General features: G+C 42.2%; 21 protein-coding genes. 13 read left to right on the forward strand and 8 right to left on the reverse strand.

The genetic code is table 11. From position 1 onward, the window contains the following. The first annotated feature begins 671 nt into the window (after nucleotides 1-671). From ABF638_RS15130 to ABF638_RS15140, 3 genes are all read left to right on the forward strand, one after another. On the forward strand, nucleotides 672-992 hold the full coding sequence (locus ABF638_RS15130) for a hypothetical protein (RefSeq protein ID WP_435023532.1): 321 nt from the start codon (nucleotides 672-674) through the stop codon (nucleotides 990-992). Nucleotides 993-1,744: 752 nt separating this feature from the next. Next, nucleotides 1,745-2,674: a HEAT repeat domain-containing protein gene (locus ABF638_RS15135; RefSeq protein ID WP_435023533.1), complete on the forward strand. Its 930-nt coding sequence runs from the start codon at nucleotides 1,745-1,747 to the stop codon at nucleotides 2,672-2,674. 18 nt (nucleotides 2,675-2,692) lie between these two features. After that, nucleotides 2,693-4,861, forward strand: coding sequence for a pentapeptide repeat-containing protein (locus ABF638_RS15140; protein WP_435023535.1), 2,169 nt, complete (start codon nucleotides 2,693-2,695; stop codon nucleotides 4,859-4,861). Nucleotides 4,862-5,607: 746 nt separating this feature from the next. Here the strand turns inward: ABF638_RS15140 and ABF638_RS15145 are convergent. The 5 genes from ABF638_RS15145 to ABF638_RS15165 all read right to left on the reverse strand — a co-directional run bounded on the left by ABF638_RS15145 (nucleotide 5,608) and on the right by ABF638_RS15165 (nucleotide 12,472). Continuing rightward, a complete protein-coding gene (locus ABF638_RS15145) occupies nucleotides 5,608-5,757 on the reverse strand; it encodes a hypothetical protein (RefSeq protein WP_435023537.1) in 150 nt (49 codons plus the stop codon). 1,210 nt (nucleotides 5,758-6,967) lie between these two features. After that, nucleotides 6,968-7,213, reverse strand: a complete 246-nt coding sequence (locus ABF638_RS15150; RefSeq protein ID WP_435023539.1) for a site-specific integrase — start codon at nucleotides 7,211-7,213, stop codon at nucleotides 6,968-6,970. A 118-nt stretch (nucleotides 7,214-7,331) separates the two neighbouring features. After that, a complete protein-coding gene (locus ABF638_RS15155; protein WP_435023541.1) occupies nucleotides 7,332-8,036 on the reverse strand; it encodes a hypothetical protein in 705 nt (234 codons plus the stop codon). A gap of 358 nt (nucleotides 8,037-8,394) precedes the next feature. Next, the gene (locus ABF638_RS15160) at nucleotides 8,395-11,688 is read right to left on the reverse strand and encodes a plasmid replication protein, CyRepA1 family (RefSeq protein WP_435023566.1); all 3,294 of its coding nucleotides are present in this window, start codon (nucleotides 11,686-11,688) and stop codon (nucleotides 8,395-8,397) included. A 601-nt stretch (nucleotides 11,689-12,289) separates the two neighbouring features. Next, nucleotides 12,290-12,472 (reverse strand): copy number control protein, encoded by a 183-nt coding sequence (locus ABF638_RS15165; protein WP_435023543.1) that lies wholly within the window; start codon nucleotides 12,470-12,472, stop codon nucleotides 12,290-12,292. Nucleotides 12,473-12,758: 286 nt separating this feature from the next. On the opposite strand from ABF638_RS15165, the gene ABF638_RS15170 reads away from it, so the two are divergent. The 8 genes from ABF638_RS15170 (at nucleotide 12,759) to ABF638_RS15205 (ending at nucleotide 18,401) form a co-directional block, all read left to right on the forward strand. Then, entirely contained in the window at nucleotides 12,759-13,817 is a 1,059-nt protein-coding gene (locus ABF638_RS15170; RefSeq protein ID WP_435023545.1) for a ParM/StbA family protein, read from the forward strand. Further along, nucleotides 13,804-14,031: a hypothetical protein gene (locus ABF638_RS15175; RefSeq protein ID WP_196516384.1), complete on the forward strand. Its 228-nt coding sequence runs from the start codon at nucleotides 13,804-13,806 to the stop codon at nucleotides 14,029-14,031. Before ABF638_RS15170 ends, ABF638_RS15175 begins: the two co-directional genes overlap by 14 nt. 2 nt (nucleotides 14,032-14,033) lie before the next feature. Then, a complete protein-coding gene (locus ABF638_RS15180) occupies nucleotides 14,034-14,249 on the forward strand; it encodes a hypothetical protein (RefSeq protein ID WP_435023547.1) in 216 nt (71 codons plus the stop codon). Next, a complete protein-coding gene (locus ABF638_RS15185; protein ID WP_435023548.1) occupies nucleotides 14,246-14,521 on the forward strand; it encodes a hypothetical protein in 276 nt (91 codons plus the stop codon). Before ABF638_RS15180 ends, ABF638_RS15185 begins: the two co-directional genes overlap by 4 nt. Before the next feature lie 248 nt (nucleotides 14,522-14,769). Further along, entirely contained in the window at nucleotides 14,770-15,213 is a 444-nt protein-coding gene (locus ABF638_RS15190) for a hypothetical protein (protein ID WP_435023551.1), read from the forward strand. 12 nt (nucleotides 15,214-15,225) lie between these two features. Further along, nucleotides 15,226-15,942 (forward strand): hypothetical protein, encoded by a 717-nt coding sequence (locus tag ABF638_RS15195; RefSeq protein WP_435023553.1) that lies wholly within the window; start codon nucleotides 15,226-15,228, stop codon nucleotides 15,940-15,942. Between the two features lie 21 nt (nucleotides 15,943-15,963). Continuing rightward, nucleotides 15,964-16,512 (forward strand): hypothetical protein, encoded by a 549-nt coding sequence (locus tag ABF638_RS15200; RefSeq protein WP_435023554.1) that lies wholly within the window; start codon nucleotides 15,964-15,966, stop codon nucleotides 16,510-16,512. After that, nucleotides 16,509-18,401 (forward strand): hypothetical protein, encoded by a 1,893-nt coding sequence (locus ABF638_RS15205; RefSeq protein ID WP_435023556.1) that lies wholly within the window; start codon nucleotides 16,509-16,511, stop codon nucleotides 18,399-18,401. Before ABF638_RS15200 ends, ABF638_RS15205 begins: the two co-directional genes overlap by 4 nt. A gap of 91 nt (nucleotides 18,402-18,492) precedes the next feature. Here the strand turns inward: ABF638_RS15205 and ABF638_RS15210 are convergent, their stop codons facing one another. Both ABF638_RS15210 and ABF638_RS15215 read right to left on the reverse strand, forming a co-directional pair. Then, nucleotides 18,493-18,666: a hypothetical protein gene (locus tag ABF638_RS15210; RefSeq protein WP_435023558.1), complete on the reverse strand. Its 174-nt coding sequence runs from the start codon at nucleotides 18,664-18,666 to the stop codon at nucleotides 18,493-18,495. Between the two features lie 98 nt (nucleotides 18,667-18,764). Then, the gene (locus ABF638_RS15215) at nucleotides 18,765-21,068 is read right to left on the reverse strand and encodes an NACHT domain-containing protein (protein WP_435023559.1); all 2,304 of its coding nucleotides are present in this window, start codon (nucleotides 21,066-21,068) and stop codon (nucleotides 18,765-18,767) included. Between the two features lie 126 nt (nucleotides 21,069-21,194). Between ABF638_RS15215 and ABF638_RS15220 the strand changes: the two genes are divergently transcribed. Together ABF638_RS15220 and ABF638_RS15225 are read left to right on the forward strand one after the other, a co-directional pair. Beyond that, nucleotides 21,195-21,551 carry a hypothetical protein gene (locus ABF638_RS15220; RefSeq protein WP_435023561.1) on the forward strand — a complete coding sequence of 119 codons (357 nt, stop codon included), beginning with the start codon at nucleotides 21,195-21,197 and terminating at the stop codon, nucleotides 21,549-21,551. A gap of 1,087 nt (nucleotides 21,552-22,638) precedes the next feature. Beyond that, nucleotides 22,639-23,628: a tetratricopeptide repeat protein gene (locus ABF638_RS15225; RefSeq protein WP_435023563.1), complete on the forward strand. Its 990-nt coding sequence runs from the start codon at nucleotides 22,639-22,641 to the stop codon at nucleotides 23,626-23,628. 186 nt (nucleotides 23,629-23,814) lie between these two features. Here ABF638_RS15225 and ABF638_RS15230 read toward each other — a convergent pair whose 3' ends face one another. Further along, nucleotides 23,815-23,946 carry a hypothetical protein gene (locus ABF638_RS15230; RefSeq protein ID WP_435023565.1) on the reverse strand — a complete coding sequence of 44 codons (132 nt, stop codon included), beginning with the start codon at nucleotides 23,944-23,946 and terminating at the stop codon, nucleotides 23,815-23,817. Nucleotides 23,947-24,290 lie beyond the last annotated feature (344 nt).

The raw sequence follows: 24,290 nt of genomic DNA on the forward strand, positions 1-24,290 counted from the left end.
TAGCTACAAAAACCGGAGTATTTATTAACTTTATTTACAGGTTTTATAGCTAGGGCAATGATTATCGTTTGGGGCTAATTGACTGAAACTTTTTGACATCAAGCTTTATAGCCCAATCCAGAGACTCCAACCAAACAGTATTTGTAATTCTGTGTGCAAGGCGAAAAGCAATTATGGGGTGAAGAGTACCAGTGCTTTCATGCAGAAATTCTAATTCGATGTCAAAAATGCTTAAGCGTAGATATAGCAATAGTTCCCAGCTATGTTTCCCCTCATGACAGCTTCGCAAGATCCACCCCTGCTAGCTGAGATTAGGCAATGCATGAAAGTATTACCAAAAATCGTTTGAGTCAATGAAATTTACCGAGCAAAATTTATCAAAATCGTGATGTAGTTGGCAAGGTTGTTTATAAAACTTTACAAAAAACTGTATCAAGTTTTGATACAGTTTTTGCTTGACAGCCCCAAAATATTGTGTAAAACTAGAAATAGGGTAAATGTTATCTTGACACCCAAAAGTTTTTGTGACATTGTATATATATGACAACAATCCCCAACGGGTTAATTATCTCGTTGGGGAATTGTCATTTGATAATCCCTTATGAAAGTTTTTGCCGACAGACTAAGGGAGTAATGTTGTTTCAACCAGTTATAAAACTGGCTATCTTAGTATGCCACAAAATTTAGAAAATTGCAACCTCTCCAATTTAAATGGTGAGTTAGAACCATTGAATAATACAACTGCACTAGAAAATCCAGAAACAGTTTTAGCTGAAGTTGTATTAGACAAAGCTTTAGAAGCGGTTGAGGAAAATCCAGTTAAACGCTGGATGGAAATCGCCAGCCCAATTCTAAAATCGGGTGGGAGAACAGTAGCTGTGATATTAGCGCTTGGCTTCATATCCATACCTTTAATGGTCAGTGGTAGCCCTTGGGTTGCTTTAGTCTTAGCGGTAGGAGCGAGTGCAACTGCCATTTGTTCATGCTTCTAGCGTCTTTGTCGTCACATGGTTGTAAATTGTAAACGACCATTGTGACACCATCATTAAAAAAGCACCTTCACAAAATTAGGAAGGTGCTTTTTTATGCTGTTTACGATTACCCCAAAAAACTAAGCTGTGATAAGGCTTTAAGCTTGTCCTCATCAGTAACGCCTAAATACTTCTGAAGTTCAGTTAGTGACTTATGACCAGATATCTCTTGTATCTTGCCCCTCATGACAGCTTCGCAAGATCCACCCCAAACAGCCGCATACGGGGGGTGTAGAAAAGGGAGGGGCTAAGATACTTACTATGCAAGGCTTTCAGGCTTAACGTACAATTTTCCCGTTTTGGCACGGTGATGCCACTTTCAATACTGCGATCGCTAGGAATAAAACTGTACTAATTGAAGTCTCTGAAATTTATGGGCTTCAAACCCTTACTATGCCGTCTTAAATTGTTGCACCAAATAATCTATAGGTTAATTGGTACATCAAGAATTGCGAAAAATATCGAATTCCAGAATGCTTATCCAGTAAGGGTTACAGCCTTAGCCTAACTTTCTGTACGATTGCTCATCTACCCCCTTGCCGCTACGCTCGGCTCATGCCGTCTTCGGGACGGGCAGAACGATCATTAGTGATGCCGACCAGTCCCGCAAGCCCGCCCCGAAGACTCCGCGTTGCCGCATGAGTCGCAACGAGTTCTTAAATTTTTTTGCTGGTCGCTACAGCTACAGCAGATGGCAGCTTGCTGGGGTATAGATGATTTTAGGCGTGAATACTAGTTTGTCTCTACTCTTGTATTTCATTTACATGAAAAAATGTTGTATGTTTAGAAATTTTGCTGTGCTAGGAGTTATAACCTTTCCCCAGTTAACAAATCCAACAATGTTTGCTCAAACTTTATCAATTAAGCCTCAATGTACTGATGTAGAGATTAATAAGTATATCCAGCAATTAAATAAAGGTGAAATTGCTGATTTTAACGCCTTAGTAGCTTGTAACTCAAAAGCTATTCCTGCTTTAATCAAAACTTTAGGAAACCAAGATGAAGAATTTCGTCTTCTCACAATTGCTGCACTTGGTGAAATTGGTGCTAAATCAGCACCAGCATTACCTGTATTAAATGGATTATTGAAAGATGAAGCAGAGAATGTTCGTATTGTTGTTGTTTATGCTTTAGGACAGATAATGGGTAAAGAGGGGATTCGTACTCTGATTCAGGTTCTCAAAGATAAAAATCAGGATGTTCGTTCCAGTGCGGCTAACGCACTTGCAAAGCTAGGAAAAAATGCGGTTCCATTGTTGATAATTGCTCTCACAGATTTAGATAGTAATATTCGTAGTGGTGTTGCTGATGCTTTAGGGCAAATTGGCATAGACGCAAAAGATGCAATTCCTTATTTAACCACTGCTCTTAAAGACTCAGACAATACAGTACGCTCTGCTGCTACCAATGCCCTAGAAAAAATAAAAAAAGCTATGGATGCCCAACAGCAAATTGAAGAAAATTATCAACGTCAATGTATTAGACGTAACCAAGAAAATGCACGCCCATGTAAATCAAAGAAACGGCGATATTACCATACTAGTAACGTAAGACAAACAACATTAGTTTATCTAAAACAAAACCCACCCGTAATATGCAAAATTCCAATAATTAAATCTGTACTGGCATGGAAATGCTCTTGAGTCCAAGGGATAAAAATAATGGCGAATGAATTTTACCGTGCTAACTTACGGTACGCAAATTTTCAGAATAAAAACCTCTCATCCACAAACTTTAGCTACGCCGATATCCGAGGTGCGAACTTCCGTAATGCTATTTTAGTTGGCACTAACTTCCGCAATGCAAAAGCAGGATTACCAATTTTTTGGGCGATTAGCTTAATTACTTTATCACTTAGTTTGTCATTATTTTCTGGATTAATTTCAGCTTATGCTGGTGCTTTTATTGGTGATTTATTAAGTAATAATATTTATGGAAATTTATTTTTTGGGGTGATTTCTCTAATCATTTTGTGTATATTTTTGATTGTTATTTTCTGGCAAGGATTAGGAGCAATACTAGCAACATTATTTGCAGTAGTGACAGCTTGTCTAGTTGCAGCACTGGCTTTTATCCCAGAAAATGAAGCGGGAAACAATCTAGTAATTGGTACAGTATTTACTACTCTAGCTATAGCTGGTGTTATGGCTGGGATTGGCAATATGGCTGCTGCTGTAGCTTTAGCAAGAGTAATGGCTTTACCAAAAGTTAGAACTTTAACAGCGCTAATGGCTTTTATCGGTGCTTTACTTGGTGCTTTATTGGGAGTCAGATCACAGGAGTCAGCTTACTTTACAGCCGGTTTGATTGGTTTAGTGGCTATTGCCTGTGGTAGTTACATTGGTTGGCAAGCCATAGCTGGAGAAAAAAAATATTATTTAATTCGAGGTTTGGCAGTTAGTATTGTGGCTCAAAAAGGAACCAGCTTTCGTGGTGCAGATTTAACAGATGCTGACTTTACTCAAGCTACTCTCAAAAGTGTAGACTTCAGAAATGCCATTCTCACCCGCACCTGTTGGTCTGATGTTCAACATCTAGATCACGCTCGTGTTGAAGGTACATATTTAGAACATCCAAAGGTGCAACAGTTGTTAATTACTAAAGATGGTCGAGATCGAAACTTTGATCGCTTAGATTTACGGGAACTTAACCTTAAAGATGCTAATTTGCAAGATGCCAGCTTGATATGTACGGATCTGAGTGTAGCCACTTTACAGAATGCTAATTTATCGGGAGCAAAACTTGCCCAAGCACAGCTATATCATACTAATCTGACACAAGCTTGTTTAACTGGAGCTTATATTGAAAATTGGGGTATTTCGACTGATACTCAACTAGACGGTGTAAAGTGTGAGTATATTTATATGCAATTACCTACCAAGGATGACCCAGATCCTTGCCGTAAACCTGATAATCGACAGGAGACTTTCAACGAAGGAGACTTTGCTGATTTTATTGCCCCAATTATTAAAACTCTTGACCTCTACCATACTCAAAATGTTGATTTGCGTGAGGTAGGCAAAAAGTTTAAAACTCTTGACCTATTCCACAGTGAAGGGATTGATCCAAGTGCTGTTGCTATTGCTATTACAAAGTTAGCAGAAAATCACCCAGAAGCTGAATTAGAAATAATAGCATTAGAAGGTAGGGGTCATGAAAAGATTCGAGTTCAAGCTAAAGTTTCTGAGAACGCAAATCGCTCCGAATTATACAAAGAATATTTTCAAAAATATACAGAAATTCAATCTTTACCTTATAGTGATTTACAAGCACTTATATTAGGAACACAAGAAAAAGATGAAAGGATTAGAAGTCTAGAAAGACTTTTAGAAAATGCCATCCATCAACCTAAGTTTTATGTAGAAACTTATCAAAATAAAGGAGAATTTATCATGTCAGAAAGTAAAGGAAACGTTAATATTAGTGGTGTTGAAGGAAATATTAGTGGTGTTGCAGCCGCAGGTGAAAACCAAACCATGACAGGAGTTGCAATTGGAGCAATTAGCGGATCAGTTACAAACACTATTAACCAACTTCCCGATTCTTCTGAATCAGATAAGCCTAATATCAAAGAGCTATTAACTCAATTACAAGCAGCCATTAAAGCCGAATCAAATTTGTCTAATGAAGACAAAGCCGAAGCTTTAGAGCAAGTTAAAACTCTAGCAGATGCGGCACAAAAGCCAGAAGATGGGGTGCTTCAAAAAGCTGCAAAAACAGCTATAAAGATTTTGAAAGGTACTGTTTCTGGTTTGCCTCAGGCAGCAACACTTGTAGAAGCTTCTACTAAATTACTACCTATAATTAGCAAAATTTTGCTTTTAGTATAAACCTATTTTTTAAAGTCAGTCTTTAGTTAGTTCTCAAACTATCAATTCCCGACATCACCGCCCACAGCCTACAACGTTTTTGACACTGGGATATTGAAAACGGCTCATCAAGTCCTAGCGCGTAGCTTTCGGAATTACTGCTCACAGAGAAGGCGTGTGTTCCGAGTCTGGTAACTGTAGCGACCTGCAATTATAAATCACCCAACCTGCAATCATCGTTGTTCTCAGCCAGGATTATTTGCAACTATAATTGTGCTTCAGCCAGGATTAATTGCAACTGAGCCAGGATTAAATGCAACCAGCCTGCAATCATCCGTTTCGACCAGGATTAATTGCAAATAAGCTCAACACTTTACTAGGACTGAGTTTTTTTCCTTGACAGGGGTTTGTCAAAAAACTCATGTCAGAATTTGATAAATTAACTTTGAATTATTTACCGAGTTTTTTTACTCGAAAACCAACGGTAAAAGTAACTCTAAGCCTTACTGGTAACGCAGTTAAGAAAACGTTCGTTTTTTTTACTTTTATAGTTGCAGATAATCCTGGCTCAAACCGATGATTGCAGGTTGGTTGCAAATAATCCTGGCTCAGTTGCATTTAATCCTGGCTGAAGCGCAATTATAGTTGCATTTAATCCTGGTTTGTAAATGTCTTGATTGCAGGTTTGAGCGATTAGTATTGCAGGTCGCTACAAGTATTGATAAGGTTGTAGTCCTATAAGTTAGCCAAACTAGCTTGAGAGTTTTTTATTTAAGTAAGTAACCCAAGTATCCAGCTAGGAATAGCTTTGAGAACTCAAGTAAAACAGTTTGTGCTTGACTATCTACTACGCTACGCATAGCTAAAACCACAAAAATCACAGAAAACATTGCAAATAAAATAGTTTCTTTGGACATAAAACCTCTAAAAGTTTAGTACTCAACAATAATTAATTGACTGTAGTCAGAGTTGCAAAAATGTACTTTTTTACCTTTTTATAAGTCATCAAAAGTATGTTTAGTAGTCTATAGAACATTCAAAGACTAAACCTAGTTTATAAACATCCAATTCATCATGAATCAACCACTTTGATAATAGCAATCCAGGTTTAGAAAATAGGAATTTTGTAGTTTTTGTAACAAGATAAGGGAGACTTTAGAACAATATTTTGAAAGTAACGATGGATTGAGTGGTTCAATATAACACCATTCCTTTTGTACGGAAATTTCCGCAATACATAGTCGTCTAAGTAATCTGAAGACCCATGCCAGTGAACATAATCAGAGGATAACCGCAGATAACTTGTGAAAGTACCTGCGGTCAACCTAGAGTTATTTAGGGGATTTCCTGTCTTCTTTACCGTCTTCTTTGCTAGTAGCTGGTTTGAGTAAATATGTAATACCCAGTGGTGCGACTCTTTCAGCTAAATCTAAAAAGTCGTGGTTAAAACCCGCAATAGGGGTGGATCTAGCGAAGCTGTCATGAGGGGCAAGATAGCTGGAAACTCTTGCTATATCTACGCTTAAGCTTTTTTGACATCGAAATAGAATTGCTGCATGAATGCACTGCTACTTTTCACCCCATAATTGCTTTTCGCCTAGCACACAGAATTAATAATACTGTTTGGTTGGAGTCTCTGGATTGGGCTACAAAACATGATGTCAAAGAGTTTCAGTCAATTCACGCCAAAAGATGATCATTGCCCTAGCTATAAAACCTGTAAATAAAGTTAATAAATACTCCGGTTTTTGTAGCTATGGATACCTAAGTTTTGTTCCCTGGTGTCAATTTTACTCAAACATCGCTGAAACCTTTATATAGTAAGAGCTTTCAGGTTATCTTGCCCCTGGTGGCAGCTTCGCTATATCTACGCCCAATAACAATAGTTGAAACAGCTAGACCAGCAATCGTATTCTTTAGAAAGGACATAAAAATATGTGTAATGGATACACATAATTTGTCAGAGCAGTACTGCTATTAAGTGGGCTAAATTCTTGAGACTATCGCAGTGCGAGTATGGGGTTTTGTATTGTGTGTGGATTGTAGACCCGTGCTTGGCAGTAAGTCCCAGGTGAAATTGAGGAAAGACGAATTTAATTATGAGAAATTTCTATCTCTACACCATTACTAACCACAGGTGACAACATAGCCATTCGTGTTTGCTTTCCGAATCACCAGCCGGGGTCTGACATTGCCTTTGGGTGTGTAGATATCTTGAGTTTGTAGCGTACAGCATTCACGGATTCTACAGGCACTAAACAGGCAGACACCGAACAAAGCGCGATCGCGGTCATTGTCTAAGACATGACTGAAAATTAGCTGTATCTCTGACTGGGTGAGAACTTTGGCGCGTCTGTGCCGATTGATTTTCATTGGCAGACTGTTGACCCTGCGATTCACAGCGTACAGCGATTTGAACCCGATTAGCCAAGTGCTTAACCAAGATTAGTGAAAGGCGATAGCGAGAGGGGTGACGGAAGCGATCTTCTAATTACTTACCACAGACTTTCCAAATTAGTTGATCATAGACATTCCCCTGAGTAAATGTCATTTCCTGATTTGGATATTGGGCAACTACATCAATACCTACATTTCCATAGAAACTTACTAATTTCCCTGTTAAGTTCTCACAGCTAAGGTTTTGTATATCATATTGCAACATATTTGAAGACACTCCTTCTACCCAGCACTCTAAAAGTTGAACTTGTAAAAGACCATCTGGCTGATGATTAACAGCAGTTACCTGTACTGTTCTTTCTCCATTACTTATTATTTGGGCAGAGGCTTGGTTAGCAGTCAACGCATCTGATTGTACTTGCACTGGGTTAACAGTCGGTACAGAGCTTTTTAATTGGGCGTACACTTCTATTACTAGGTCTGGGTCAACTACGGGTAATCCATTAGTTTGAACGTAGCTATTTCTTGTAACCATTAGCATTGGTTGTGCTTGATAGAAAATGACAGGGGGATTGAGGCAAAAAGTGTTGTAAGGGCTGTATAAACCAGATTGTCCACCATACATACCATGCAGATTACTAATGCTGTATAAGCCATATTGACCCCCATATATCCCATGCAGATTGCTGATCGAGTTTACGTCATATTGATTACTGGATAGCACTCCCAAAAATTGTTCATTAGCACCCCATAACTGAGCAACACCGTTAACAGCAACTAGAAAATCTAGAATTCGCATTAGCTTCGCAGTAAATTTGTTCCTTTTTTAGTTTCAGGGGAGAACCTCATGAACTACCTCAGTGACAATGGTGAATTTTCTATGAATATCAAGCTATTGTTCTTTTGGCATAATCACAGAAATTAATTGATTACGATTTTTCCGATAAATCCTAAAATCACTATCAAATGTCAATAAGTTCGCCTACCCGACCACGGTGATGCCTAATACGGTCTTAATCCCTACTGTGTGCCGATTTAACCCCAATGTTGTCATATATTGATATCTCGACATCGGGACGAAAGCTGAACACACAAAGACTTGATCCCTAAAGCAACGGGACTTCAAAGTGCGATCGCACAGACTGGAAACGGGACGATCACGCCATCCATTCCACCCAATCGGGCGCAAGAGCCACCAGTTGAGCAAACTTGTTCGGGTCAATATCCTCAAACTTGAAGATCACGCCCCACCGCTCATCAATCGTTAGTGTACTGAGTAATTCTTTAACTGACTCCACCCCATATTCAACCCGCTCAATCGCCAACTGAGCATAATATTTAACCCGTTTCCACCAAGAAATACTGGATTCTTCATCTGTGTCCATACCCCCCCGATTATTACTTCCATCTTCATTAATGGGGGGTGTGGACGGCGGGTTAATCCCATATTGAGACTGCATTCTAGCTGCGTAAGCCGCATCTCGCTCAAGTGACTCTTGCCGCTTTCGTTCCCTCTCTTCCCGTTGACGAAGCCGATAATCCAGAACCTTCTGGATAAACTTGACATCCTCAGTATTGAGCCGATAATACCGAACCCTTTGACCGTCCTCCATTGGTCTTCGTGACTCAGTAGACAATCCGAGTTGCCAGAGGAACTGCCCCAAAATCCAAACTGGAGACTCCGATAGCGGGATGGTCAGATTGAGAATACCTTTAACGTGAGAGGCGTTGCGCTTGGAAAACTCAGCCAAAGCTTGAATCATCGCCTCGTCGCCTTTAATCTCAACGCCAGCCATGAGATCCATCAAGATTGCCCTCAGTCCAAGCCGATGACGCATCAACCACGCGGTAGAATGATTGCTCCAGTCAGTGCAAATGGCTAATCGCTCCCGTTCCGATTTATCGCGTTCGGCAACAATAGCCGGCGGTGGAATAAATTCTCGCCCAAGGTCATCAGTGACCATTTCCCCAGGGGTTGCCAATATCGCTTCAAGTGCGACAATCTTTTTAATTAAGCGTCCCCCGTCATCTTGCTCAACCAGTTCAGGGGTTACGCTCATCCCGTAAGTATCCTGTATGCGGAACTTCTCACATTCCAAAACCTCTTCTGGTTTGAGATAATCCTGATGCTGCCTAGCCGTATAAGTCCTTCTATCAATATCTTTGGCGTTAGCAACTTTGCGGTAATGCTCCTCATCGATGGCAATACCTGCCGCTTTCATCCACCGGGAAGCCCCCTCATCGGTTGCATCACCCACAGGCACAATAGTATTACCCATTTCTTCTAAGAGCGATCGCAAATCAGCCCGTAAATTATTAATCGACCAATTCCGTTGCCCTTCAATCTGACAACTGGCATCTAATGCCCAATCCTTCTCAGCCCCACGTTTGCCCGTTTCCCGGTTAATGCGAATCAGAAAAGCGGTCATTTCATTCGTTTGAAGAATCCTTTCCTTGATGCGACGGGCATTAGTTTCGGCATAACCAAAGGGAGGACGCGGAGCAACCCAAACATACATGGGGACATTTGGACGATACCGCCATAACTGCTGGGCGCATTCTGTAGCCGACTGCGAGACAGCATGAAACACGCCAAACACGGCATCAAAATGATAGCTGGAAATGTCAACCCCTGAACTGAGACTGGGAGTAATTAAAAAAGCGTCAAGATCCTTAATGGCAATGTTAATCTCTCTGATGAAAATCACATTCTCTTCAGAGCCGCTATTTTCCGAGTGAATAGCCCACACCCGTAGCTGTCGGTCTTCGGCTGATTCCGGTGTTTCGTCGCTATCATCAATTGCGGAACCATCATTGAGCGCTCGTTCTAACTTTTTGATGAAGCGCTTACTGTCACTGACCATCATCAGTTTTTTACCCAACATCAGTTGAGCGTGGAACTCGGCAACGATTGCGCTGCTATTTTTCCCCTCGTACCAGTGAACTTGACGACCACCTGAGCGATACAGGTTTTTGATGATGTACGGTTTTTCACCAGCCGGTCGCAAATTCATGAAAAACTCAATGGTCAAATCATCGAGGTGAGCATCAGCTAAAACAACCAGCTTGGCATTGTAAACCAGATACTCCAGCACTTCCAGAATCGCCCCCCGGTGTTCCTTGCAGGTTTTGGACTTCAGCAAGTGAGCGAGATACTGGCAGGCTTCATCAATAAATAGAATATCGTAAGCCTGTAGATCATTTGCCATTTTATACAGAGAATCCACGGTAATGCTGAGAGCTTTTACCTGCCCCCAGTCCCCGCAAGAAATCGCGGAGTACATTGCAGTTTGTAAGCGATCGCTGAGATTCTTGAGCAAAGTAACCCGATGCCCATTGTTCAAAAAGCTCAAGTTTGGGTTCTCTCTTCTGAGAACTGCCAAGATTTCAGTCTTTCCTGTTCCCATATCGGAAACCAAACCAACTAACCCCGATTGAGGTAGGGAGTGGATCGCAAGTGAGAGATAACGGGTATTAACTGTCACATTGGGTTTGAATTTGCGAAGTCCCCTAGCACGGTTAATGAAAAATCTCTGCTGGTACTCGCTGATTCTCAAGGCATCAGCAATCATTGTGGTGACGGCTTTATCCGCTCTTTTACCCAAAGCCACAACCCAATCGTCAATTCCTTTCTCTGGCCCTGGCAGCAGCGCTACTTCACATTGGCAGCAAAGTTGTATAATAGCTCCTGCTGTCCGGCGTGTAGCTTGAAAAATCTGCTGTTTGGTTTTGGGTTTGCTTTCGTAGTCGAACAGAACAACGAATTTCCGCCCTTTTTGAGTCATTGGGACTAAATCAGGGTGCAGTCGTTCTAAATCCTCCTTGCCCACTCGACCATTCCAGATTCCAGGGAGTGCGATCGCCACAAATCCCAGTGTGAGGAGACAACCTGCCTTCTTCTCGCCCTCTGTAAGGATTACAGGGATTTCTGGATGTGCCATTACCCAAACCCAAAAACCTAACGCCTCTCCCTCCGAGGTAACAGTAATATGTTCTGGCATCGGCACGTTATAGCGAAGTGATACCAACCGCCATAAATGTAGGGGCATTCTCAAGTAGGTGACTCGGTTGGGAGTTTTGGGTGGTGATTCGTACTTGACTGGCTTTTGAGTTTGCTGCTGTGTAGTCTTGTCCCATTCGAGGCGGGGGTAATCTGGTTTCATCCGTCCCCAGTCCATCGCCAACCAATCATTAAGCGGGTCAAGTCCGCTAACCCACCATGCACCGGCTTCCGCGTGGGCATATCGTTTCAAGTACCCATCACGCAGCCGCCCATCGTTACGTCTGGCAGTTTGAGGTAGGGCGCATAGCAGATATTCATACACTGAGGGGCCACTAAGAGAACGGACATTCAAAGCTGTTAACTTTTGGTCAACAGCACTGGCTAACCATTCATTCCAATGGTTGACTTCTATGTGAGAGGGGCGAGACATCATCTCGAACCCACTCATAACTTCATGTGGTTGAAGTACGCAGTTGCTATTAATCACGGATTTTTCCCTCAAATACTTTGGTTTTCAGTATTTGGAGGGGGTTATCGCGCTGCTAAACCCTAATATCTACATAATTCGCTGTATTGCTTGACTTTTCCAAGTTTTGGTTTTTCACATAACAAATTAATGACTTTTTTAGCCAAAATCTGCCACCAGTAGCACACCAAAGTTGCCACAGCTATCGATATAATATGGGAAGGCAGCACGGATTAAATCTCATTTGCCAATCAGTGGTTTCTAAGCTTCCAACTTTTCGTCCACTGCTTTGGTGCGTTTGAGATCCCCCTCCGGCTCCAATTTTTGGAATATTGAATTTTCAGTTTCGGATAAAGCGTCACTATTTAGTAGTGGCGCTTTTGTCCATTTATCTTTTGATAGTGTTGTATATTTACCTCCGTTGTACGCTTCATTTCACTACTGCCTCATCTTACAGAACTTCTGTTAGCCTGACATCCAAGTAAAATACAAACTTTAAGTAAATTTGCTTAACACAAGTGATTGCCCGTTGTAGTCGCTCGGTATTTGAGTCATAAAGTGCAGTGCGATCAATCTAGTTAATTTATTGATGCTGCTTTTTATCAGCATCAATTTTAGTTTGTACCCACTGTTCTATTAGTGTTCGGGCTTTCTCACTCATATTTGTGTTTTCCCTGGCACACCAGACCTTAAATTCAGTTCGCAATGATTCAGGGAGAAAAACACGAAAACTTACAGTAGGTTCGTCTTTTTTGTCATCTGGCATATCTAGGCTATGTACATCATTAAGCCTATCATGCCTTGCTTTTGTAATCTTTACTATATATCATCTGCCATTTACGACATACAAGCCCCTGTTGACATATATGACCTATGTGATATAGCATAACAGATAACAGCCATAAATGTCAGGGGAAGACTAAATCTGTGTTAGGTGGTTGAAATGCCAAGTATAAATTCTCGGTTACGACCTTAAAGCAGAGATAGTTGAAACCAAGGCACAAAGGCAATTTCAGAACCTTGCCAATTAAATATTTTGAGGATTCAAACCTATGACAGATTTGGCAGTTAATACCGAAAATGGCAATACTGGGCAGAAAGGTAAACTCACAATCATTGCTGGTTATGACCTCGGTAATTCCAGCATTAAATTTGTATCATCAGACCGCCAGATAAGATTTCCTAGTTATTTAGAGAATTGCTACTACCGTCCTACAGAGACTCCCACAGAAGGTTACGTTGAGTACCTAGAGGGTGATGCACTAACTAAACTGGACTACAAGCAATGGTTATCGGGCTATGCAGCTTACGATGCCAACCCCAAAAACCACTTGCGAGTGACCGACGATGCGACTGCAAAAGTGAATCAATCGCTGAAACACTTGCTAGCAGTGCTTTCCTATTACCCTTATAAAGCCTCAATTGAGTTAGTAATTTGTGCGTCTCTGCACGAGAGAGGTGATTTAGAAGATCAGTTAATCGATGCGCTTACGGGGCGGCACGTCGTGAAGTTTGGCGGTAAGATTTGCCCAACCGAGGTCAAGATCCATGTTTTGAAGGTTTACGACGAAGGTCATGCAGCAATCGCCGCCTTTGCCCAGAACTTGAACACCAGTAAGCAAAACGTAATTGTTGATATTGGGAATCGGACAGTTATTGCCACTTTAATCGGTTCTAAAGGACATCTGGCTAACCGAAAGACTTTTGATAATGGTGTGGAGGAATTGATCCGAATGATTTCGGTCAACCCGGACTTTAAAAATCGCTTGGTGGGCGAGATTGCAATGCCGCACCTGATCCGCCAGGGACTAGAAAGCATTGAAAAGCCCTTTTGGTACGGCAACCAGTTTAGTTTTCAAGATGTCTACCAAAAAGAGTTAGCGCCTTGGGTACAGAAGTCCCTAGCGCCAGTATTCAAGTTTATTCATCCTTGGAAGATTAACGCAGATGCCTGCTTAATTACCGGGGGAGGCTCACGACTGCCATCAGTAAGTGAAGCACTTCAGGCTAAAGGGTTTGTGGTAGCAGATAACCCAGTTTGGGCAAACGCGATTGGGCTTTACCAACTAGCAAACATGATTCATTTAAGGAGTGTGAATGAACAGCAATGAAAGCATTCGGGTAGTGATTCGTAAGCCCTACCATCCATTACTAAAAAAGCTTGCACAACAAATGAACTTAGACGATTACGGGGAGGTGATTAACTTCCTACTTTTAGAATTCCAGCGAAATGGGTACAACTTCCAAACTGAACAACCGACTGATTCTAAGCTCCAACAACAAGACGAAAAAGATTTAGCCAGCAATCTCGCTGCAATGTTCTAGCCATGAAAATTAACAAAACAGTTGGACTCTCTCTTGCTGCCCTTGGCTTCCTGGCTCTTGGCTACTTCGGAGTCCAGCAGCTTGGCAGAAACAATATGTTCACCATCGCCGCAGCTGTCGGGGGTGCAGGGGCTATCAGCTATGTACTTCAGAAACCAAGTCAGCCAGAAGCCCCAGCCGCACCAGTTAAAACCCAAAGGAGAAAAAATAAGTCATGAGCGACCAAGACACCATGCAGACACAACCTAGCCTAACAACAACCGAAATCATGACTATTATCCTGGGTTGCGAACAAACTTTAAGGTTCGTGCAAGCATCTCCCAATTACAAACAGATTGAAGCCTCCGAGCGGTTCAGTACATCGAATGACTTAAAGATGGGCGATGCAGTGCAAGCTTTGATGGAGATTCACGAAGCGATTCTAAATATCGAGTTTTATTCCCAAGTTGAGGGACAAACTTATGCTTTCAATGACAGCCTTAGTGCGTAACCACCTCTATGAATTCCGTGGTCAACAACTGCGCTACAGCCACCGCTCTAATTCTCTTGTCAATGCGCCTTTCATTTTCAATGACTCGAAAGGCAAACGAAAAGAATTAAGCCAAACCCAAGTGCAGAGAGAGGTTTTTGAATTAAATGAGTTTTGTGAAAACTGATGATGAAGCGATTGCATCGACGACCAATCACCGCAATCGCCCATCTGTGCATTGAAACTACACACATTTTGGATTCTAACAAATGGCACTAGACTATAAAAATCCCAACGATTGGGGCAAATCACCTCTGACCGACTCCGCCCTTAGATTAGAGCAATTCAAAGCAGAAAATCCTGAACAATGGGCAGCAATGATCTCAGCAGATATTGAAGCACTTTCTACACCGTTATTCGAGAGTGAAGATTGCCCACCCTTCACCGGAACGGAATTTCTAGCAACTCATGAAACCATAGATGACCATCCATACTCTGCTGCATTTGGTCAATTCTTGGGTAATGGGATTGACCCGGATATTGCAAATATTTTGGCGTTTGGCTGCAACAGATTTGATTTAATTTCTGAAGATTTTGACGACCCCGTAAGGCAATTAGCAACGAGAATTTATAGCCGATTTGAAGACATGGGCTATTGGGATGAATTGCCCCTAGAGCCGAGTGATATCAACTACGACTTAATACCTTATTAGGAGAATAACGCAATGGACTTTGCAATACGCAATCCGGTACTTGGTCATGCAAGCCACATTGATGAGAAAGCGCAAGCTTGGGGAGGATTTGAGTCTGATATTTTGGGCTATCTTTCAGATATAAATAAGCTCGAACAGTTTGCCGATTATGCGAATAATGCCCAAGAGTTAAGTGACAGATTAGAGCCATTTCTGGACAATGCCAAGGTCGTCTTTGAGGCGATGGAGAAGCTGACCAAAGGACAAGTTATCTGGGTCGAACTTCGTAAACAATATGGCTCTCATGTTGCGGGTGCTATCGCTAAAATTCGCAAGCTTAACTCCGAGTTTGATTCGGAGATGGGCAAGATAGATGCCCAAGATAGAGCCGACTTGTTGCGAATTGACCAAAAGCGTAAACACGCATTAACTGAAGTTGCAGCCCAATTACATCAAGATTTACAAGCTGAACTTTGGCGGCATGAAAACAAGATTAGCGGCATAGAAAATAGGCAGATTGTACAAGCCGAAAGGCAAGCAATTACTACGGGATTGAGAGAGAAACGCCAACAACTTTTAGCCCGTGCTAGGTATGGTTCCAGAGCTTTAGAACCGAATCAAACCCCTCAAGAAGTCATACCAATTCAATCCCAAAATCATGCACCAGCATCAAGTGTTTCTGCAACAGGAACAGTTCGCGGTTGGGGTGCAATGTTGGGTAACTTGTGGAACAAATTGGGCGACAGATAATCAATTAATTAGGTAAGGCTGATGCTAGTAAGGAAACGAAATGAAGATCCTCATAGCGTCAGCCCTTTTTTGCATGAAGGGCTGGCACAAACACCACAACAACAACATCAGCATCAACAACCAGAACAGCCACAACCATTACCAGAAAATAATAGAGGTCGGACATTTAGACGTGCTGGTAATGCCTGTGAAATTGTCGCTGGCAGTTGTTTAAATAGTGCAGTGATTTTCACCTTTCATCTATTGCAAGTTCACCCAGTTGGAATGTTCTTAGCTGTTGGTACTGCACACTTGTATTTTACTGCCACTGCAACAGGTGAAGGGTTTAATAATTTTGTCACTAATTTAATGACTGGTTGCAGTGCATCGTTAGCGTTATTGTGTGCGCTTAGTGAACCGATTAATGAGTGGAATGAAGCGAGAACTTCTACTGATACAGCTAATACTTCAATTGAGTCGGTTTATAAGCCAAAAACTGCTGAATCTTCAAGTTGGATGGATGGTGCAGGAGTGGGCATATTTCTAGCGATATTAATATTTTTTCTATTTGGTGGTAGGAGAGGTAAATGAATTATCTATCTGAGAAACATAAAACTTTATCCGAGTCGCAACAATCGGGTTTAATGTTGTGGTTTGGTCAGTTACCAATGGACAAGAAAGCTGTTGCCATTGGGCTGAGTTTAACTGTTGGTATTAGCTCGGCGGCGATGGCTTGGAAAGGGGAGTCAAGCGACCGCATTTATTTCTGCGTTCGGACTCCCCAGAAAAAATTGGTATGTCAGGACAAGAATAACAGACCATTCCGCATGACCCCCCATTACTGGGAGCAATGGCAGTTAGAAGGAATGCCGCGCCAAGTAGTGAGAGATCCAGCAATGGGGGTAAATGGGTTAGTGAAAGCGACTAACCCATATAAACCGTTTTGGGCGTTTGGGGGATTCCTGGGGTTTGCGCTTGCGGGGTGGATGCTGCGCCATTGCCAGGATGAAGAGAAGCAGAGGGCAGTTTTTGAAGACATAGCCCAAAAACGGGATGCAGCAAAGGCAGAGATGGCCGCACGTTCCGAGTTGTTGGAGAGTTACAGGGACGTTGCGATCGCAGAAGTTCAACTGCAAGCTGACCTGGATCTAGTGGCCAATGATCGCACTGTGGATATCCAAAAAGCTGAGATTTACGCTCACACGGAAATTGAAGTTACCCAAATGGAGGCATCCGAGGCTATCTTTGAGGCGCAGACGGCGGGGATGACCGAGCAACAGAAGGCAGATTACATTAAGCAGTTGCGTGAGATGAAAACCCCTTATCTGCAAGGTAGCCAGACTTTACAGGGGACGATTGACCCCAACGATAAGGTTACAGGGGCAGACAGCCAAGCGATCGCTCCTACTGAGAAATATCGCTGGATTAACAACACCATCGGCTACCCCACTCTGATATTTGGTGGCATGGGTGCAGGTAAATCATGGACTACCAGAGAGATTATTTGGAAGAAAGTACAAGCCGGATGGAACATCGTAGCGCTTGACCCGCACGGCACACAGGTCGAGTGGAAAGGCGTAAGGCTGATTACTGGCTACAAAGAAATAGCTCTCTTCATGCAATGGTATATGGATGAAATGCGCCAGCGCTATGAAGATTACCGCAAGAGTGGATTGACTGAGGAACAGTGGACAGAACGGTTAAGAAATAGCGGCAAGATGCTATCAGTTATCTGTGAGGAATTTACGACCTGGACAGATAACATAGTTGAGCCAATGCCAGATGATTGTGAGGATGAAAAATGGAAGCCCGACCCTGATTTAATTGGTAAATGGTTTCGCTGTGCCATGACTGAATCTCGTAAACAATTAATGATTCCTTTGTTCGTAGCTCACGACCGCACAATGGAAATCTTAGCTAAAGCCAAAGGATTATCAAAACTTCGGGATGCGGCACTGTTAGAAGTAGAACTAATCGCAACTATTGACCCAATCACCACAGAGGCAAAAGCCAGTGGGAGAGGTAGGATTAAGCTACCTGGGCATGGGCAATGGATTGATATTGAACTGCCTAAACTTGACCACAAGCGAATTGATTTTCGGCTTGATGAATCTGTAACAAGCGACGCTCAAAGCAATACCAAAAAGGTAGAGCCAAAACTTTCAAGCGACACCGAAACAGCCGAGCGCATCTGGCAACTCGAATTTAATTTAGATAAGCCCCCAGCAGACTCTAGCCCTACCCCATCCCTAACACCTGTTGCCCAATCACTGCTGCAATACCTCCAGCGCACAGGAAGAACATCGGCAGTCATACAGGAGATACAGCCCAACTTTAAAGTTAAGGGTCAAAGATTCAGTTCGGAGGAGTTGAAGCGACTGTTTAATGAACTGGTAGAGGCGAGTCTGTCCGTCTGGCTAGATGCTACGACCATCGAAATCAGCGATTTTCAGACAGACGGACAGAACGGACAGGATTAGACAGAATCCTTATGCAGCAAGGGACAGAGGTAGACAGACATAAAGACAGACAGCAGACATTAGCCCTCGGATTGTACCGGGGGCTTTATTATTAGCGCTCACCCAAGGATAATTCCCTAATAAATGCGTCAATCGCTTTACTCGCGGCCGACTGCCGCCCCATCTTTAGTTTACCGAGGGCGCGATCGCAAATTGTCTCATAATCTGGCTTAGGTTCCTGCCCAAGAAATTCGCCCTCTACAAGAGTTGCTGTAAATTCCCCCAATTGCTCGTCTACTTCTTGCCGAAAGTTGGCGTTCGCAAAGTGCTTTATGGGAATGATTGTTAGAAATTGAATAATTTTTGGCTACATCTGTAAGGGGCTTAGGTTCGATTTATTGGCAACAGTAACGTATCTTCAATCTCCTGCCGAACTGAACGACTAACATAACATTCGCTATTGAGGCAATCAACCAGTAGCTTATTTGCATCATAGTACTGCTTCAATAGTTCCTTCTGAGTATCGCTAAACTGCCAGTCATGCCTAATATTGCGATGTTGAATCATTACAGTTCTGAGTTGTTCAGCCCAAGCTTGACTATTTTCCTGCCACCGATACTTGGATGCTTCTTTCTCATCAGTTCTTAGCTGAGGCAGTTGGTCTTTGAGTTTTTGTAGCGATCGCTTTAATTCGAGGTCGAGGCTTCGGGAGAGATCGAGGCTTCGGGAGAAATCGAGGGTTCGGAAGAGGCAGAGGTAGAGGGTTCGGGAGAGGTCGAGGTCGAAGGAGAGGTAGAGAGAGAGTCCGAGGTAGAGGGCTCGGGAGAGATCGAGGCTTCGGGAGAGATAGAAGGCTCGGATAGCAACAGGTTTATAACGGGTTTCTAAACATGATTTTTGATTAATCCAGGTAAGGAATTGCTGTAGTTTTTCATCGCCTGCAAGGTGCGTATCAATTTGCTGTTTCATCAACTGCAACAAGTCATCAGCATTTTTCAACATCCCTACAGTCAGCAAGAAGACTTCTCGCCAATGCTTGTCAGTAATATGAGTAACCAACTGTTGAAACGTATGCTGAGAATCGATATTTCTAGCGGTGAAGAACTCATGAAACGTTAGATGGGAAAATGAATAAATTCCTCTTGCTCGTTCTACGAGTAGCCCATGCTGTGCTTCAATCGATTTTAGTACTGCTTTGCTGTCTAATAGCAGTGCTTCTGGATCAGTTTGGGCATCAGGTAAATTTTGGATATAATCACTAATGTATTCTTCTACTTGCCTTTCTTTGAAAAAATAATTTCCTGACTCAAAGGTTTCTAAAGCTATTTTGCTGAGGAGGTCTTCTTTGCGTTTGAGAGAGAGTTTATGATATAGCTGGTCACGCTCAATGCTGCGTGTACCATCCCACTTTTTTAGCAATACTTCTACCCCTTCTTGATAAAGCTCAGAACGGTTGGAAGGAAAATCTGTAGATTCACCAAATAGCAAGCACAGCAATGTTAGTAGTAAGGGATTGGTTGCCAGTTCTTTAATTCGCTGATTTTCTTGAAGTTTTTGAATGAACTGTTCGGTTTTCTTTGGGTCTTTATTTTGAAACCAATTTCTAGCAAACTCAGCAATCTGCTTATCCTTAAAGTCGGCAACCTCAACCTCGGTAAACTCTTGAAATACATATTCATTTGACGCAATCCGACAGGTGATCACAAAATGGTTAGCATCGTACTGAGTAGAAAAGTTACGAATTTCTCTTAAAACCCTATCATTGTCTGCTTGCTTAACTTCATCTAAACCATCGAGCAGCACAATTGCTCGACCCTCACACAACAGCCTTTTAGTTATTTCCTGGTTTGAAATATCGTTAAGAGCAAATTGGTCATTGATATATTGTAAAAACCCTGGTTGTCGAGGTTCTTCAGCAAAGTCTTTTAGCGTAATGAAAATGGGGACATGATCCGCTAAAAATTGCCCTAATTTACATTGAATTGCTATTCGCTTTAAAAAAGTTGTTTTACCGGCCCCCGGCTTTCCTAAAATTATCAGTTTGGAGTATTGCTCGACAGCCTCTAGACCTGGTACTCGCTTTTCTACCACTTTATTCAGTCCAAATCGCTCGAAGTCTTCCAGATTGCAGTTTTCCAAAAGTTGAGCTATTTCTAATCGTTTGCGTCCTGTAATTTTCTCCAGAATGTTGACATCGGTATAAATATCGTTTATCCCGATGGGGTGAGTCATGTCCAAGACACGCATCCATCCGCATCGTTTTTGGATGTCTGCGCTGACTTTTTCACGTACCTGATTTACTAAATCATCAATGTCTATAGGCTGGACAAGTTCCTTTTGACTTTGCTGCCATTCACTAAATTTAGTATCCCACAACCATTTAAAAGCTTGCTCCCAAGGACTTTTACCTTTAGCCTGTCTTCCTGGCTTCGGTTTTTCAAATGGACAGCCATTGTTCTCCAATACCTGACAAATTTTCGTTAACTCATCTTGGAATTTTTGTGCTTTATCTTCAGGTTCTCTGTTCCAGGAAATCGTAATTGCTAATGAAGAATTGTCTTGATTGCGCTTTGCTTTATCAAAACGAGCTAAAAACACAGTCAACATATCACTTCCAAAATTCAACTGTGTTGCCATTGCATCTAAGAACTGAGATTGCTGTTCTGAGAGATTGGCTGAGTAATTCACTTAATTAAACCTATAGCCGATTTATTTCTATTTAAATCTATTTTTACTCTATTTTTGACTAATTTGGTTTCTATTTGGCAACTCCTAAACTCAAGTCATCAAACAATTTGAATTAAGGAGTTCCTGATGACTTCTCAACAACTAGTAAATCGCCGTGTTCGCTCAATGATGAAGATTGCCCTTTCATTGGGGCTTATGCTTGGTTCAGGTCTAGCGTATGGTTTTGTTCAAACTGCTTTTTATCCCAAGCAGCATGAACAATCTACCCAAGCTGAACTCGGTCGCTTCGGTCGTGCAGAGTACGAACAGCTAAAACCAGGAATGTCCTTAACGGAGGTGCGGTCAATCTTGTACCGAGGTATCGAGGTTAGCCGCTCTGCAACAACAGCAACCTTTGTCTGGGAAAATCCTGATGGTTCTAAAATCACAGCTACTTTTGAGCATGACTTGCTTAAGAGTAAACAGCAGTCGGGATTGAAGTAAAGGACTGGAGAAAGGCGTTCGTACCGTTGTTCGCCTTCTACTGACTAATTATTTACCCCAAGCTTTTGCTCGTCCCCCAACACCGGGAAGTACCGCCGAGCGTTCAGGGGTTTCTTCCACCCAGTCAACTCAAACAGGTATTCATCAGGGTCAAGGTTAAGCATCGTAGCCCATTGATTGATTTGACTGCCGTTGATGTTTATCCGCTCACACAGGTCAGTCTTGGTTAGCCCGTAAGTTACTCTCGCCTAAACCCAGACAACTAGCGGGTGTTATCTCAATCGTGGTTGGTGGTAGCAATTGCTGGCGCATCCAGGGAGAGCGATCGCTTTTAATCGGCAGTCATTATTGAGATACAGCCCAACTTTAAGGTAAAGGGTCAACGGTTCAGTTCTCTTGAGTTGAAGCGACTGTTTAACGAGTTAGTTGAGAACAGTCTGTCCGTCTGGCTAGATGCTACGACCATCGAAATTACCCAAAATCAGACAGACCTCTAGAACGGACAGAATTAGACAGAATCTTTATGTAGCAATGGACAGAGCAGACAGACATTTAGACAGAGTTAAGACAGGAGACATTAGCCCTTGGTAAATCACCGGGGGTTTTATTGTTAGCGCTCACCCTTAGACAATTCCCTGATAAATGCGTCAATCGCCTTGCCGCTTGCCTAGGGTGCGATGCCTGCGGTGTTCTCGTTGCCATCGCGGATTGTTTTATAGTCTGGCTTCACTTCCTGCCCAAGAGATTCACCTGACTCTCTCAAACTGCGAACTCCCCCAGGCGCTCGTCTACCTCTTCACGAAAAGAGGTGAACGCTTGAGATACGAACTGCCTCACTACCTCTGTGATGCTGACAAAAAAACTTTCTCCAGAATTATTCCTGGCTGCTCAAGAATGGGAACACTAAGAATAAGAATTATCTATAAGCTTCTCACCGCTGCTCAATGTCTCAGTCAAAAAAAGTTACATCCTGTAGTATTAGTGTCTTCGTTACCGTTGCCAGGAAGTCCCTTATTTTAAGGGACGCTGGCGAACTAAATCTAAGTACTTCTTGGGGCTAAAAAAGTCTCACGTCAGTTTAGCAGTTATGAATATTCAATTTCTCTTCAATCAGGGAATCGAAAAATATCAGCGTGGTGACTACCAGGGAGCGATACTAGTCTTCACACAGGTAATTCAAGCCAATCCAAAACATATCCAAGCTTCTCTCTATCGTGGCATGGCTTATGCCAATATAAATCAGTTCCAAAAAGCAATTGCAGATTATTATCAAACCCTACGTCTTGATAGCAGCAATTGTGATGCCTATTTGAATAGAGGATTGGCCCGCTATCGCCTCAAGAATTACCCAAGTGCAATTAGCGATTACGACCAGGTAGCCCATCTGTTACCAAATCATGCTGATACTTATCGGCATCGGGCGGATGCTTATTGGGCATTGGGCAAGTACCCAGAAGCAATTGCTGACTATACGCAAGCCCTAAAACTTAATTCCCAAATGCTAGTTGCTTATTTACATCGAGGCATTGTGTATGGGCTGATGGGCAATTATAAACAACGCCTAGAAGATTGTAATCAGGTTCTAAGACTGAATCCAAGCATCTTAGGGGGGTATACTTTTCGTGCTGCCGCACACTGCGCGCTGGGGAATTATGAAGCGGCTGTGTCTGATTGTGAGCAAGCTTTGCAGCTAGAACCTAAGAAAATTTCGGTTCATATGGCCTTTGGAGATACTTATTACCACACCAGAAATTACTCCAAGGCAATCAGTAGCTATAGTCAAGCAATTGACCTGGGAGGTAACATAGCAATAGTCTATGCCTGTCGCGGTCTGTGTCGGCATCATGTGGGAGATGCCTCAGCAGCAGTTATCGACTGTGACAAAGCACTGGAACTAGACCCGAATTGTGCAGAGGCTTACAACCATCGTGCGTTAGCCCAAACTTTAATTGGAAATTATCAACAGGCAATAGAGGATTTGCACAAAGCTGCTTCCCTATTTCAACAACAGACCAAGCACAAAGAGCATCAGGAAGCGATTGAGTCAATTCAGAAATTAGAAAAAAGAATGAAATAAAAGTGGTTCAGCAAACTTCTGTTGTACTCTAACTACTGCCTATACACCCGATACAACTTTTATAAATAACCTTAGAGAAGGAAATTTAACACTAATAGAATCCCAAGTTTCACAATTTATGAGTGACTGTAAGAGCTTAAGTATAAAAAGTGAGAAGCTTGAACTTCTCAAGAATGAGTGGAGTATCTATTGAATCCAAAAACGTGTTATCTCAATCGTGGCTGGTGGACGCACAACATTTGTGAGAGGGCAGGCGATTGCTTTTCTCTTCTGTGCCAGAGCGATCGCTGTGCAAATGGGTGTTCGCCTTCTTGGCATTTCCTGATTCTAAAAATGCGTAGCGATTTAATTACCAGTTTTTTGATAAGAGTAATCTACTATATATAAGCCCATTTTTGTTCTGAATGAAGATATCAGCCCAATGGAATTAGCAACCGACCAGCAGATTCAACAGGCTCTATAACATTATGAAATAAGCCCCAAGCAAATCGATACATTTGTGCATATATTTGAGCATGAGCGTATTCTTTTATTCCTGATATTCCTGAATCTGTCATTGCGTAATTCCCTTTTCAACTCACAAAGTTAACTAAAAAGTTGATTTAAAATATTGTTTATTTGCCCGGAAAAGCAATAAGAGCAACTGTGAGTAGCTTCATTAT

This window comes from Nostoc sp. CALU 1950, from assembly GCF_051172895.1.
GTDB classification, from domain to species: domain Bacteria; phylum Cyanobacteriota; class Cyanobacteriia; order Cyanobacteriales; family Nostocaceae; genus Nostoc; species Nostoc edaphicum_A.

What these genes read in the sequence shown, in the direction of transcription:
- ABF638_RS15135 (WP_435023533.1), top strand. Translation starts at nt 1,745, where the DNA reads ATGATTTTAGGCGTGAATACTAGTTTGTCTCTACTCTTGTATTTCATT.
- ABF638_RS15195 (WP_435023553.1), top strand. Translation starts at nt 15,226, where the DNA reads ATGGACTTTGCAATACGCAATCCGGTACTTGGTCATGCAAGCCACATT.
- ABF638_RS15230 (WP_435023565.1), bottom strand. Translation starts at nt 23,946, where the DNA reads ATGCCAAGAAGGCGAACACCCATTTGCACAGCGATCGCTCTGGCACAG.
- ABF638_RS15170 (WP_435023545.1), top strand. Translation starts at nt 12,759, where the DNA reads ATGACAGATTTGGCAGTTAATACCGAAAATGGCAATACTGGGCAGAAA.
- ABF638_RS15225 (WP_435023563.1), top strand. Translation starts at nt 22,639, where the DNA reads ATGAATATTCAATTTCTCTTCAATCAGGGAATCGAAAAATATCAGCGT.
- ABF638_RS15140 (WP_435023535.1), top strand. Translation starts at nt 2,693, where the DNA reads ATGGCGAATGAATTTTACCGTGCTAACTTACGGTACGCAAATTTTCAG.
- ABF638_RS15165 (WP_435023543.1), bottom strand. Translation starts at nt 12,472, where the DNA reads ATGCCAGATGACAAAAAAGACGAACCTACTGTAAGTTTTCGTGTTTTT.
- ABF638_RS15155 (WP_435023541.1), bottom strand. Translation starts at nt 8,036, where the DNA reads ATGCGAATTCTAGATTTTCTAGTTGCTGTTAACGGTGTTGCTCAGTTA.
- ABF638_RS15190 (WP_435023551.1), top strand. Translation starts at nt 14,770, where the DNA reads ATGGCACTAGACTATAAAAATCCCAACGATTGGGGCAAATCACCTCTG.
- ABF638_RS15150 (WP_435023539.1), bottom strand. Translation starts at nt 7,213, where the DNA reads ATGAAAATCAATCGGCACAGACGCGCCAAAGTTCTCACCCAGTCAGAG.
- ABF638_RS15145 (WP_435023537.1), bottom strand. Translation starts at nt 5,757, where the DNA reads ATGTCCAAAGAAACTATTTTATTTGCAATGTTTTCTGTGATTTTTGTG.
- ABF638_RS15200 (WP_435023554.1), top strand. Translation starts at nt 15,964, where the DNA reads ATGCTAGTAAGGAAACGAAATGAAGATCCTCATAGCGTCAGCCCTTTT.
- ABF638_RS15160 (WP_435023566.1), bottom strand. Translation starts at nt 11,688, where the DNA reads ATGAGTGGGTTCGAGATGATGTCTCGCCCCTCTCACATAGAAGTCAAC.
- ABF638_RS15220 (WP_435023561.1), top strand. Translation starts at nt 21,195, where the DNA reads ATGACTTCTCAACAACTAGTAAATCGCCGTGTTCGCTCAATGATGAAG.
- ABF638_RS15205 (WP_435023556.1), top strand. Translation starts at nt 16,509, where the DNA reads ATGAATTATCTATCTGAGAAACATAAAACTTTATCCGAGTCGCAACAA.
- ABF638_RS15130 (WP_435023532.1), top strand. Translation starts at nt 672, where the DNA reads ATGCCACAAAATTTAGAAAATTGCAACCTCTCCAATTTAAATGGTGAG.
- ABF638_RS15185 (WP_435023548.1), top strand. Translation starts at nt 14,246, where the DNA reads ATGAGCGACCAAGACACCATGCAGACACAACCTAGCCTAACAACAACC.
- ABF638_RS15180 (WP_435023547.1), top strand. Translation starts at nt 14,034, where the DNA reads ATGAAAATTAACAAAACAGTTGGACTCTCTCTTGCTGCCCTTGGCTTC.
- ABF638_RS15175 (WP_196516384.1), top strand. Translation starts at nt 13,804, where the DNA reads ATGAACAGCAATGAAAGCATTCGGGTAGTGATTCGTAAGCCCTACCAT.